Genomic DNA, 13,277 nt, shown 5'->3' with positions numbered 1-13,277 from the left:
TCCTAGTAATAATTTAATTCTATATTTTCTAAAGCTCTGTTAATAATTTCTTCTTGTTGTTTTACATATAAAGCATGGTATCCAACTGCAGGTGTTGAAGATCTATCTCTTGCGACACATAGCAACTCTTGGTTTTTACCTATTAACTTCTCGATAAAAGGTCTAATATTATACCAAGCACCTTTGTTTTGAGGCTCTTCTTGTAACCATATTACTTTATTAGCATTGTTATATTTAGCAAATATTTCCGCAAGTTGCTGTTGTGGAAAAGGATACAACTCCTCTAATCTTACAACAGCTGTATCTTCATGCGTATCTTGTTTCTTAGCCATAAGATCATAATAAACCTTACCATTACATAGTATAAGTTTTTTAACTTTATTTTCTTTAGCATTTACATCATCAATTATTGCCTCAAATTTACCTTGAGAGAGCTCTTCTAATGAAGAGACTGCCATAGGATTTCTCAACAAACTCTTAGGTGTCATTACAATCAAAGGTTTTCTAAGCGGTCTAATAACTTGACGTCTTAATAGATGATAAATTTGCGCAGGTGTTGTAGGTGTACATACTTGCATATTATCATTAGCACAAGAGCTTAAAAATCTTTCTAATCTTGCAGATGAATGTTCTGCTCCTGCACCTTCTTGACCATGTGGCAAGAATAAAGTTAAACCTGATAGAATACCCCATTTTTCTTCTGCTGCAACAAGAAACTGATCAATTACAACTTGTGCTGTATTAACAAAATCTCCAAATTGAGCTTCCCATACGACTAGAGCATCAGGACTGTAACAGCTGTAACCATATTCAAAACCTAATACGCCATATTCTGAAAGAGTCGAGTCGATAACATCAAATCTCACATTTTCATTGATGTGTTTTAACGGTACATACTCTTTTAGCTGCGACTTAGTATTCATATTTTTGACCACAGCATGACGATGAGAAAAAGTCCCTCGACCACTATCTTCACCAGAAATTCTCACCGGATATCCGTCATTAAGTAATGTTGCATACGCAAGCGACTCAGCAAATCCCCAGTTTAGAGGAATTTCACTATTAGCCATTTTGATTCTATCAGTAACAGCTTTTTTGACTTGCATCTGTGCACTTATTTCTTCAGGTATTTTGCACATTTTTAAAGCCAATTCCTTAAGAGTTCTCTTTGGTATAGGTTTATAAGTGTATTTAGTTTCTTGTTTACCAAGGTAAGGAATCCAATCATAAACATTTAGCTTATCCTTGACTAGTTTTCTATCAAGAATATCAACTGTAACCTTACCACTATCTAATTTGCTACGGTAATTAGCATTCATGCGCGCAAAATAATCAGTATCAACCACAGCCTCTTTTATCAACTTGTCGCTATATAGTTTCAGTGTTGAAGGAAGTTTCTTAATCACTTCGTACATCTGTGGCTGTGTTCCTGATGGTTCATCAGTCTCATTATGCCCATTTCTACGGTAACACACTAAATCAATAACAACATCTTTGTTGAATTTCATACGATATTCTAGAGCAATATCTGTAACTTTAAGCACAGCTTCTGGATCATCTCCATTTACATGAAATATCAGCGCATCAACCATTTTAGCCACATCAGTAGAATAATTACTGCTTCTATTTACACCAAAAGCGCTACTTGTAGTGAAACCAACCTGATTGTTTACAACAATATGAATTGTTCCTCCTGTGCTATATGCTTCTGTAAGCGAGAAACCAAAGGTTTCCATTACTACGCCTTGGCCACAGAAAGCTGAATCACCATGTATCAATATTGGTAAAACTTTACTGTAAACATCATCATCTAGTTTGTCTTGAATTGCTTTAGCAGCACCTTCAACAACCGGGTCAACAGCCTCTAAATGCGATGGGTTAAATGCTAAGGCGATCTTAGCTTCTTTACCATCAGTGCTTCTATAGTTAGAATAACCCATATGATACTTCACATCACCAGATAAGCTTTTTTCGCTTTGTTTACCTTCAAACTCTTCAAATAAATCTTTAGGGTTTTTACCCAACACATTGACTAATACATTTAGGCGCCCTCTATGTGCCATACCCAACTGGATAAAGCGAGTTGAATGCCTAGAAACAGATTTTTCAATTATATGCTGTAAAGATGGAATTAGCGACTCACCACCTTCCAAGCCAAATCTTTTTTGACCTACATACTTTAGTGCAAGATATTTTTCTAAGCCTTCAGCAGCTACTAATTGTTGTAAAATCCATTTTTTGTTGTCATTAGAAATAGCATTAGTATCTTCTATTCTGTCTTGAAGCCAAAGTTTTTCTTCTTTGTTACCAATATATCCATACTCATAGCCAATATTAGATTCATAGATTGCCTTAGCTTTATTGATAACCTGTGGTAAAGGAACTGCTTTATTACCAGTAAAGCTTCCTAAATTAACCAACTCAGTTAGATCTTTTTCAGATAATCCATGTGCTGCTAACTCCAAATCTGAATCTCTTTCAAACCTTGTCAGTCTAAGTGGATCGATATTAGCTGATTTATAACCATAAGAACGGTAAGCTTTAACTAGAGCTTTAGCTTTTAGACTAATATTGCCTTCAGCACTTACAACTATGGTTACGTTAGCTGTATTAGTTTTATTTTTAGCCAAGTATTTAAACTCATCAACTAGTTTACGATGAACTGTATCTGTTGAGTTTGCTATAGAATCAAAAAAGGACATCCACTTAGGATCTATTCCATCATGGTTGCCAGTTATATAATCGTCATATATTGACTCAAGGTATTCTAGATTACCTCCAAAAAACTGAGTAGTCTCCAGCCATTGACTAAAATCCAGTTGTTTTTTTTTCATATAGATACCCAAATATCAGATTTTAATTTTTATACACTCTTCTTTAATAATGCTGATCTAATCTTACCTATTGCTTCTGTAGGGTTAAGGCCTTTTGGACATACAGAAACACAGTTCATAATAGTCCTACACCTAAACAGACTAAATGGATCTTTTAGATCTTCAAGTCTTTGCTCTGTAGCAGTATCTCTTGAATCTGCGATGAATCTGTAAGCTTGTAGCAATCCAGAAGGGCCTATAAACTTATCCGGATTCCACCAGAACGAAGGGCATGATGTAGTACAACAAGCACATAAAATACACTCATACAAACCATCAAGCTTAGCTCTATCCTCTGGCGATTGTAGTCTTTCCTTAATAGGTGGCTCATCACTGTTGATAAGATACGGCTTGACTTTCTCATAGTTCTTATAAAACTGTTTCATATCCACAATTAAATCTCTAATCACAGGTAATCCTGGTAGAGGATTAACTTTGATAGGTTGCTTCAACTCACCAACCGAAGTAATACAAGACAAACGGTTCTTACCATTGATATTCATACCATCAGAACCACAAACACCTTCACGGCAAGATCTTCTTAAAGCAAGGGAAGGATCCTGCTCTTTAATTAGTTCAAGAGCTGTTAGAACCTTAACATCTTGATTTTCTACTTCAACCGTGTACTCATCGTAATAAGGTTTTTTATCAACTTCTGGATTATATCTATAAATTTTAAATCTTACTTCCATTATATTAAATCCTTGTATTAGTACTTACGTTCTGATGGTTGAAAAGCTTTTACTTTAGTAGGAGACATGTTTACATCACGTAATGATGTTCTATCTTTATCTAGGAAGTATAGCGTATGCTTCATCCAATTCTTATCATCTCTTTCAGGATAATCAACTCTAGAGTGTGCTCCTCTAGACTCTTTTCGCTCTAAAGCAAGCTTTGCTGTAGCAACTGCTGTTAGCATCAAATTATCTAACTCTAGCGCTTCAATTCTCATCATATTAAAAACTCTCGAGCCATCCTCTAATATAGCATTATCAAGCCTTTCTCTAAGTTTAAATAACTTATCAAGCCCTTCTTTCATCGTACTTTCTTGTCTAAATACAGAGAAGTATTGTTGCATTATTTGCTGTAGCTCTTTTCTTAATTCAGAAATTTTTTCTTTACAACCTCTCTGCTCTGAAGTATCCCATTTTTTGATTCTAGCAGTAGCTTTCTCAATATTTTCTTGCGAAGTTTCTTTCATCACCATGCCTTCTTTTAGGCTCTGTTCAGCATGCATACCCGCAGCTCGACCAAACACAACTAAATCCAACAACGAGTTACTACCAAGTCTATTTGCGCCATGCACAGAAACAGAGGCACATTCACCAACAGCATATAAACCACCGATGATTTTATCTTGGCCATTCTCTTGGGTAATTACTTGGCCAAACTTATTGGTAGGGATACCCCCCATTTGATAGTGACATGTTGGCACTACTGGAATTGGCTTCTCAACAGGATCAATACCTACAAATGTTCTAGCAAGCTCTCGAACAGTAGGCAATCGCTCATCAATAACATCTTCACCAAGATGCGTCAGATCCAACCATACACAGTTTGAACCACCAAAGGTATCTCCACGCCCTTCCATAATTTCTTGTTGTGAAGCACGCGATACAACATCACGACAAGCAAGGTCTTTAGCATTTGGTGCATATCTTTCCATGAATCTCTCACCATCTTTATTACGCAGAATACCACCCTCACCACGACAACCTTCTGTAACTAGCACACCAGTGCCAGCTATACCAGTCGGATGGAATTGCCAAAACTCCATATCTTGTAGTGGCAGACCAGCTCTTAGCACAAGACCCATACCATCACCCGTATTGATATACGCATTAGTACTAGATTCATATATGCGTCCTGCACCACCTGTTGCAAGTATTGTAATTTTTGATTTTAGGAAAACAGTCTCTCCGGTTTCAATACAAAGAGCTATAACACCAGCAATGCTACCATCGTTTGCTTTAACTAAATCAACAGCAAACCATTCTGTATAGAAATCAGTTTTGTGCGCCAAATTACCTTGATAAAGCGTATGCAAAAGAGCATGACCAGTTCTATCAGATGCTGCACATGTTCTTTGAGCTTGATTAGCTGGATCATAATTCCTCGACATCCCACCAAAAGCACGTTGATATATCTTACCATCTTCTAGACGCGAAAAAGGCATACCCATATGCTCTAACTCAATAATAGACTGTGGTGCATGTTCACACATATACTCGATAGCATCTTGGTCACCAATATAATCGGAACCTTTAACAGTGTCATACATATGCCATCTCCAGTCATCTGATGGCAGATCATCTTCAAATTTGATATTACCAAGTGCCGCAGCAATACCACCCTGAGCAGCAACAGTATGTGATCTTGTTGGAAAAACTTTAGAAACAACAGCAGTTTTTAAACCTGACTGTGATAACTGAAAAGAAGCTCTTAAACCTGCACCACCAGCACCGATAACAATAGCGTCAAATTCTTGCGTAGCTCTACTCATAAAAACAACCTCTTAATAGAAAAATAAAACTGCAAATAACCAAAAAAAGCAGAATACATATACCAAAACAAAGCTCAGCATCACAAGCGCAGAAGCCCATGCACATTTAATATAATCACTACATATAATCCAGATACCTACCCAAGCATGAAAAAACATCGCCAAGTAAGCCATCAATGTAGCAACTCTAAAAAACATCCCATCAGTAAACAAGGCTCTCCAACTATCATAGTTAAGAGCTCCTATATGCGACAAGTACAAAGCTTCTACGATGAGATAGCCAAAGTATACAGCAATAATTACAGCTGTAACTCTTTGTACAAAAAAGTCTTTAATTCCAGAAGAAGTTAATGAAATTACAGCCATAAGTAGCATCCCCATAAAATAGCTGATAAAACACCCAAAATGATAACCAGTAACGATGTAAGTTTAGCGACTTTCATACTCTCACCGAAACCCATATCCATAATCATATGTCTAATACCTGCATAAAAATGATATGCTATCGATGATAAGAAAAGCCAGAAAAATACGCTAAACCAACTTTTAGTTAACAAGTCGACTGTTTGCTGATAGCCACCAGGCCCTGCAAGAGCATAGTTCATTCCAACTACACAAAGTGGTATTGCAATAATTAAAACCACTCCTGATATGCGATGCATAATTGAACTAATAGCTGTAATCGGGAAGTTATACGATTTTATTGATATCAAGTCAATGTTAGTAATTTTTTTCATGCTCGACATTCCTCCGAAGCAATTTTTGTAGAGAAGTAGATTAGATGTAACCAATGTTATTACAACACCTCTTAATGATATATTTTTGCTCAAACAAATTCAATAGTTAAGCGATTTTTTGATTTTAAATCTCACTAAAAGATAAACACAATAGTTCAATTAATCACTAACAATTATAACCCTAATTTAAGTATACAAGTTATGAGTTTTTTTATTTGCAAAACAAAGTTCTTTAGCTTATTATTGCCCTGAATGATACCTCATAGGTATTTTAGCTTTTAGCAAAAGGTATCTTTTATGCAAACCTTTGCATTATTATTTTAATCAACTCTTTACTTGGAGGCCATATATAATGAGTAAATACGCAACTCTTAAGTATGCAGATAAGAATATTGAAGTAGAATTACCAGTATATTCTCCTAGCTTAGGTAATGATTGCATAGATGTTTCATCATTGGTAAAATATGGAATTTTTACTTATGATCCTGGATTCATGTCTACAGCTGCATGCGAATCTAAAATCACATATATCGATGGTGGTAAAGGTATACTCTTACACAGAGGCTATCCAATCGAAGAATGGACTCAAAAGTCAAACTACAGAACTCTTTGCTATGCATTGATTTATGGAGAACTACCAAATGATGAACAAGTAAAAAGCTTTAGACAAGAAATTATTGCTAAAATGCCTGTGTGCGAGCATGTCAAAGCTGTAATAGCTGCAATGCCTAAGCATACTCATCCGATGTCAGGCTTAATAGCTGGTGTTAATGTCCTAGCTGCAGAATATGTCCATACGGAACAAAAAGAATCTCAAGATGAGGTTGCTAAAAATATCATAGCTAAAATTGCAACTATAGCAGCTATGGCTTATAGACATAATCAAGGTAAAAAATTCTTAGAATCTAAAATAGAATACGACTATGCTGAGAATTTCTTATATATGATGTTTGCTGAAGATGAGAGCTACAAGCCAGATGAGCTACATATCAAAGCGATGGACACAATATTTATGCTTCATGCTGATCACGAGCAAAATGCTTCAACATCAACAGTAAGATTATCAGGATCAACTGGCAATTCTCCTTACGCTGCGATTATCGCTGGTATTACTGCACTTTGGGGGCCTGCTCATGGTGGTGCTAATGAAGCTGTACTTAAAATGTTATCTGAAATTGGTAGCACTGAAAATATCGATAAGTATATTGCTAAAGCAAAAGATAAAGACAATCCATTTAGACTAATGGGCTTCGGACATAGAGTCTACAAAAACACTGATCCAAGAGCTACAGCAATGAAAAAGAACTGTGAAGAAATTCTTGCTAAACTTGGTTATAGTGACAACCCTCTTCTAACAGTAGCTAAAAAGTTAGAAGAAATTGCTTTACAAGATGAATTTTTTATTGAGAGAAAGCTTTTCCCTAATGTTGATTTTTATTCAGGAATCATTTTAAAAGCTATGGACATTCCAGAAGATATGTTTACAGCTATATTTGCTTTAGCAAGAACATCAGGATGGATATCTCAGTGGATCGAGATGGTTAATGATCCAGCACAAAAGATTGGTCGTCCAAGACAGTTATATACAGGTGCAACAAGCAGAATTTTCTAATTTTATTTCTCTACTTCATTTTTTATTTACTTTCTTAGCTATTTCAACTAGAATTTGAGTTTATGTAAAATCTGCCAGGTAACAAAATGAATAATTCTCCATCACTTATAGAGAAACTCACAGCTTCTTTAAAAGAAGCCAAAATGTTTACTATGCTAATATTAGGTTATGCATCAGGGTTTCCTCTTATGCTTACAGCCTCATCATTATTTTTGTGGTATAAAGATAATGGTATAGAAACTAGAGATATTGGTTTTTTAACTCTTATAGCGATCCCTTACACATTTAAGTATTTGTGGGCTCCTTTCTTGGATAAGGTAAAAATACCTAGATTGGGACGCAGAAAAGGCTGGATACTACTAACTCAAGTGCTTTTAGTTATACTAATTGCAATTATGAGTCGATTCTCACCAGTAAACTCACCCCTTATAATTGCTTTTATTGGTTTTCTAATATGCTTTGTATCAGCAACACAAGATATTGCTATAAACGCTTACCAAACAGAAGTTCTCCTAGAGCACGAAAGAGCGCTTGGAAATGCTATAGCAGTTATGGGTTATCGTATTGGTATGCTAGTAACGGGATCATTAGTTTTAATCATCGTAGATAGGCTTAACAACAACTGGAACCTTGCTTGGTTAATGATTACTCCATTTTTTATCATTTGCCCTCTTTATACTCTGCTAATTAAAGAAAGTCAGTATCAAGAGGCTCCTAAAAGCTTTAGGGATGCTTTTGTACTACCTTTTGTTGAGTTTTTTAAGCGTCAAGGTTTAAATACTGCGATAATTATAATAATTATTCTCATAAGCTATAAACTAGCTGATGCAATAGCATTTTCACTTAACTCAATCTTCTTTATCGACCTTGGATTTAGTAAAACTACTATTGCGGTTTCTTATAAGGTGTTATCTTTATTTGCATCGCTAGGTGGCTTAATTGTTGGAGGTCTGATTGCAAAACAGATTGGCATTTATAAAAGCTTCTTATACTTCAGTATTATTATGGCATGTGCAAATTTAACTTATGTATTATTAGCAATAGTTGGTAAAAATTATTATCTCATGCTAATTTCCGTAAGTGTAGAATATTTTTGTGGTGCAATGGGTACAGCAGTATTAGTAGCAATGATAATGAGTATTGTTAATGTAAAATTCTCAGCTACTCAATTCGCAATTCTAAGTTCAATAGACTCTTTAGCAAGGGTGTTTGTAGGACCTTTAGCTGGATATATTCAAGCACACTACAGATGGGAAGGATTGTTTATCTTCAGTTTTATAGTCGGAATGTTTATATCACTACTAATATTTATCTCTAGAACAAGAATAAAATTAATGGCAAACTTACACTAATTCTTATTTATTAACATTTATCAGAAAATAAAAGAGATAGATAGCATAAATATTATCCAAGGTAATAGCAGAATTATCAACACTATATATCTTAAATGTAGTCGATAATTACAAACCTGGAAACAACATAGCTACAGACACTATAGCTACTATTGATAAAACTCCGATTACAAAAGAGAATAAAGAAGTTTTATTTTTTAACTATTAAGGCAAATCCTAATCGGCAAACTGCTCAGAAACAAATTCCCAGTTTACGATATCCCATAACGCTTCAACATACTTAGGTCTAGCATTACGATAATCGATATAGTAAGCATGCTCCCAAACATCAAATGTTAATAATGGTTTTTTGTTCTCTGTTAACGGACAACCTGCATTACTTTTCGTTACAATTTCAAGCCTGCCGTCAGTATTTTTTACTAACCAAGCCCAACCAGAACCAAATGTTGCGATAGCTACTTTTGAGAATTGCTCTTTAAAATTTTCTACAGAACCACATGCCTCAATTAGCGATGCTTTTAGCTGACTAGAAGCCTCAGTTTTGTTAGGAGTCAAACAATTCCAATAAAAAGTATGATTAAAAACTTGAGCAGCATTATTAAATATACCACCAGAAGAAGTCTTTATGATTTCTTCTAGGTTTCTGCCAGCATGCTCAGTGCCCTCAACTAAATTATTCAGGTTAGTTACATATGTTTGATGATGTTTACCATAATGATATTCTATAGTTTCTTTTGATATTGTTGGCTCTAATGCGTCGACATCGTAAGGTAGTTTTGGTAATTCAAATTTCATTTGCTTACTCTCCTTGAATCAGTTGAATTAACTTTGTAGTATCTTCTTACTATACCCATATATTATAATATGCTATCATCTTTTAGGTAAAATTTCTAAACTTAGTTATTTAATTAAAATAAAAAAGGAAGCAAAATGTATACTCCAGAAGAACAAAAAGTAGTTGATCGAATTGAAAAACAATTAAAGAAAATGATATCATTTTATATATGAAAGGCTCACCAAACCTACCACAATGTGGTTTTTCTGCTCATGCAGCAACAGCAGTTAGATCATGTGGTAAGCCATTTGCTTTTGTGAACATTCTAGAAAATCCTGATATAAGAGCTGTTTTACCAAAATATGCTGACTGGTCAACATTCCCTCAACTTTGGATAAAAGGAGAACTGATAGGTGGCTGCGATATAATTATGGAAATGAATGAATCTGGCGAACTAAAAAAGCTAATTAATTCTGTAAAATAATGAAACATAAATATCTTTACTTACCATCTATTTTTGTCCAAGCATCTGCACCATACTTACCAGTTGGTTTATATGCTTCACTAGCGCATAAACTAGATTCAGGACCAATATTACAGCGGTATAGTTCTTGACCGACAGTAACTATAGTACCTGACTTATAGTCCTCTATACCATATGGATAAATATACTCAGCACCCTTGGGCTTAAACTGTTTAGCTTCATTTGTCAAGTGAGCAACATCATCAGTTATATCACTCCAAGCAAGATAACAACTTTTGCCTATAGGTCGGTATGATTTATCATTACATAACTCTTGCTTTTGACATTCAAACTTTCTATCACCAGCAATAACAATTTGTCCAACTTTATAATTTCCAATAAAATTTGGGTATTTGACTATTTCACCAGCAGCAAGTTTGCACTGTTTAGTTTTTGCCTTAGGCTTAGTGCTAATCTCATCCCAAGCAAGATAACCATATAGTCCATTTGGAATGTATCCTTTATCATTACAAAATTTGACTTCTAAATTAGACTTACACTTATATTTTTTACCTTGAAAATTTATGATAGTATCAGTATTATAAGAGCCAATTTTATCAGGATAATTTATAACCCCAGTCTCTATACTTTGCTGTTGTCCCTGTATTGATGGAATAACTTTATTTTGTTGTTTTATCTGATCTTTTATTTGTGACACTATAGGTGGTAAACTAACATCTAAAATTGCAGCTGTTGTACTCCAAGGCTTATGGCTATAGCCATTACCCAAATCACCGTTGTTAATATTAGTTGCATCAAAATCGATACTCCAAACTGCAAAACCTGCAAAAGATGCCTTATTTTCTTTCATCAAAGAGACTGTTTCTTTGATATCTTTTTCAGTTAATACATACATCATCCTACCATGAGTAGTACCCTTGGTTGCAGGAATCATTAAGACCAACTTATTAGCAGGAATATCCAAAGGTTTATCAATTTCATCATACTTTGGCATATTTACGTCATAGCCTACTTGCGTCGTCAAAGCCCAAGCAAGTGCTGCCAAGAACTTAGCATAACCATCAGCAGGAGTAATTTTTATATGCTCTGCATTTTTATCCTGATAAAAACTTAAAATTCCATCAGAAGGTTTATCAGCATATGTGTTAAGCCAAATATAATTTATTTTATTCGTACCAACGCTATCTAATAATTCAATGTAATTATAGTTGACATAAATATTATCTTTGTCATTTTTGGCTAATGGTGCAACTATATAGTGCCACTCAGGAGAAAAAGTTAACCAAAAACCACGGTTATTTTGTCTTAATGTTGTGGTTAATTTATTTATTTTATCAGCAGCTACCTTTACTGTTTTCTCATTCTTAGGTATATCAGAACTACTTAAGTCAAAATTTATGCCATTAAAACCAAACTCTTGAACGATTTTTATAAGGTCACTTAGATTTATCGTCTCCCAATCAACATGAGAATACTTACCACCAATAGAAATGATTGTATGTTTTCCTTTAGAATTCATATAAGCTATCAAAGCCTTTAGTTCTTTTGTAGAATATATTTTCTTTGAACTGCCATTCTCCTCATTAAAAGATAGTTCAAAACCTTTACTATTAGTGTAGGTTAGATATGCCGCTATAATGACATTATACTTACAAACATTAGGATTATAATCACAATACTCCTTATCTTTTGGCATTGATATGCTTATCGGAGTAGTATTTATCTGCTGACCAGAAATATTATAAGAGCTACTTTTGCCCCACAACGGTAAAACCCCAGCAACGACTGGACCCTCTATTTTATTATCTATTTCAACACAAGTATTCTTATAAATGCACTCACTAAACCCTTTTGCAAAGGCTCCAGCATTATGCGAAGAATCTCCATATAGATCAGCAGCATAATCTGTATTCAATGACCACCCGGCAACACCAGCAAACCTTGGTTTAAATTTTAGCTTCTCAAGTTGTGGTAATATTAATTTTACCGCTTGCTCAGTTGATAATGATTTTGTTGCGTTCCCCTGCGGATGATAAATAGTATTTGTTCCGCCAGAAACAGCATTTGTTGGCTCTGTTATCAAAATTTTTGTCTTAAGAGGAATATTGGCATTTTCAATAATCTTTGAATAGCTTTCAGAAATAAAACTTGGATCATACTCGGGAAATGCACCATATTCTTGTATAAACAGATAATCTATATTACCCTCATGAATAGCCTTGTCATAATCATTACTGACACCTGTCGTAACTAATTTATAATTGTTAACTTCAGGCTCAGCAGCAATTATTATTTTTGCAGCTATTTTTTTTATAGCTGCTGAAAGTTTGGCAATAAAGTCAGCTGATGTAAATTTTTTAATGCTATATACAATACCATCAAGATCATTTTTGTTTAAAAAACAAACTATATTATTAGCTAAAACTTTTATTTGTGTATCAGAAATATCATTACCAAAAATTTTTGGATCTAAAGTTCCTTGCTTAATTCCAGAATGGAAAGTGTTAGGACTCCCATCAACAGCCAATAATACTTCCATTCCTGCTTTTTTAGCATTACGAATTTTATCTATTATAGTCTGTGTAGAAGTTACAGAAGTAGTATAAAAACCTATATCATTATCATAAACTTCCCCATAAGCAACTATCATAACATTATAGCCATCTTTTTTGGCCTTTTGCATATCAACTCTTGTTGTCGAACCTGGAGTACGAATATCGAGGAATCATGCGATTATTCTGTTCGGTAATAATCTTTCAGAAACTTTAGAATCTGAGCCTAAATTAGCTAATGGTGTAGCCTTTAGCATTAACGGTAATGTTAAAGCAAATATTATAAGCTGTATAAAAAATTTTCTCATTTATCAAAAAAGGGTCAAAATATTATATTTTATGAATTATAAATAATTTTATCCTGATATCATAATAATAGCTCTAAATTT

The 13,277-nt window shown here is 34.3% G+C and carries 8 protein-coding genes and 2 pseudogenes; 3 read left to right on the top strand and 7 right to left on the bottom strand.

Annotation, left to right across the window (positions count from 1 at the left end):
- Positions 1–2 precede the first annotated feature (2 nt).
- Genes C9379_RS05975 through sdhC form a run of 5 tightly spaced genes read right to left on the bottom strand, consistent with a single transcriptional unit; the run spans position 3 to position 6,206 of the window.
- Entirely contained in the window at positions 3–2,834 is a 2,832-nt protein-coding gene (locus C9379_RS05975) for a 2-oxoglutarate dehydrogenase E1 component (protein ID WP_143385403.1), read from the bottom strand.
- Between the two features lie 29 nt (positions 2,835–2,863).
- On the bottom strand, positions 2,864–3,565 hold the full coding sequence (locus tag C9379_RS05970) for a succinate dehydrogenase iron-sulfur subunit (protein ID WP_143385404.1): 702 nt from the start codon (positions 3,563–3,565) through the stop codon (positions 2,864–2,866).
- 17 nt (positions 3,566–3,582) lie between these two features.
- Positions 3,583–5,376 (bottom strand): succinate dehydrogenase flavoprotein subunit, encoded by a 1,794-nt coding sequence (sdhA, locus tag C9379_RS05965; RefSeq protein ID WP_143385405.1) that lies wholly within the window; start codon positions 5,374–5,376, stop codon positions 3,583–3,585.
- A 12-nt stretch (positions 5,377–5,388) separates the two neighbouring features.
- Positions 5,389–5,757 carry a succinate dehydrogenase, hydrophobic membrane anchor protein gene (gene sdhD / locus C9379_RS05960; protein WP_143385406.1) on the bottom strand — a complete coding sequence of 123 codons (369 nt, stop codon included), beginning with the start codon at positions 5,755–5,757 and terminating at the stop codon, positions 5,389–5,391.
- Positions 5,733–6,206, bottom strand: a complete 474-nt coding sequence (gene sdhC / locus C9379_RS05955) for a succinate dehydrogenase, cytochrome b556 subunit (RefSeq protein WP_143385407.1) — start codon at positions 6,204–6,206, stop codon at positions 5,733–5,735. Before sdhC ends, sdhD begins: the two co-directional genes overlap by 25 nt.
- Positions 6,207–6,465: 259 nt before the next feature.
- On the opposite strand from sdhC, the gene C9379_RS05950 reads away from it, so the two are divergent.
- Both C9379_RS05950 and C9379_RS05945 read left to right on the top strand, forming a co-directional pair.
- On the top strand, positions 6,466–7,725 hold the full coding sequence (locus C9379_RS05950) for a citrate synthase (RefSeq protein WP_143385408.1): 1,260 nt from the start codon (positions 6,466–6,468) through the stop codon (positions 7,723–7,725).
- A gap of 86 nt (positions 7,726–7,811) precedes the next feature.
- The gene (locus C9379_RS05945; RefSeq protein WP_143385409.1) at positions 7,812–9,077 is read left to right on the top strand and encodes an AmpG family muropeptide MFS transporter; all 1,266 of its coding nucleotides are present in this window, start codon (positions 7,812–7,814) and stop codon (positions 9,075–9,077) included.
- Positions 9,078–9,293: 216 nt separating this feature from the next.
- On the opposite strand, the gene C9379_RS05940 is transcribed toward C9379_RS05945, so the two are convergent.
- On the bottom strand, positions 9,294–9,872 hold the full coding sequence (locus C9379_RS05940; protein ID WP_143385410.1) for a superoxide dismutase: 579 nt from the start codon (positions 9,870–9,872) through the stop codon (positions 9,294–9,296).
- A gap of 135 nt (positions 9,873–10,007) precedes the next feature.
- Between C9379_RS05940 and grxD the strand changes: the two are divergent.
- Positions 10,008–10,336 (top strand): annotated as a pseudogene (gene grxD, locus C9379_RS05935) (Grx4 family monothiol glutaredoxin).
- A 16-nt stretch (positions 10,337–10,352) separates the two neighbouring features.
- On the opposite strand, the pseudogene C9379_RS05930 reads toward grxD, so the two are convergent.
- Positions 10,353–13,196, bottom strand: a pseudogene (locus C9379_RS05930) (glycoside hydrolase family 18 protein).
- Positions 13,197–13,277 lie beyond the last annotated feature (81 nt).

This window comes from Francisella-like endosymbiont, from assembly GCF_003069505.1.
In the GTDB taxonomy this organism is placed as follows: Bacteria; Pseudomonadota; Gammaproteobacteria; order Francisellales; family Francisellaceae; genus Francisella.
The sequence above is the reverse complement of the archived record's forward strand: the minus strand, read 5'-3'. Positions and strand labels throughout refer to the sequence as shown.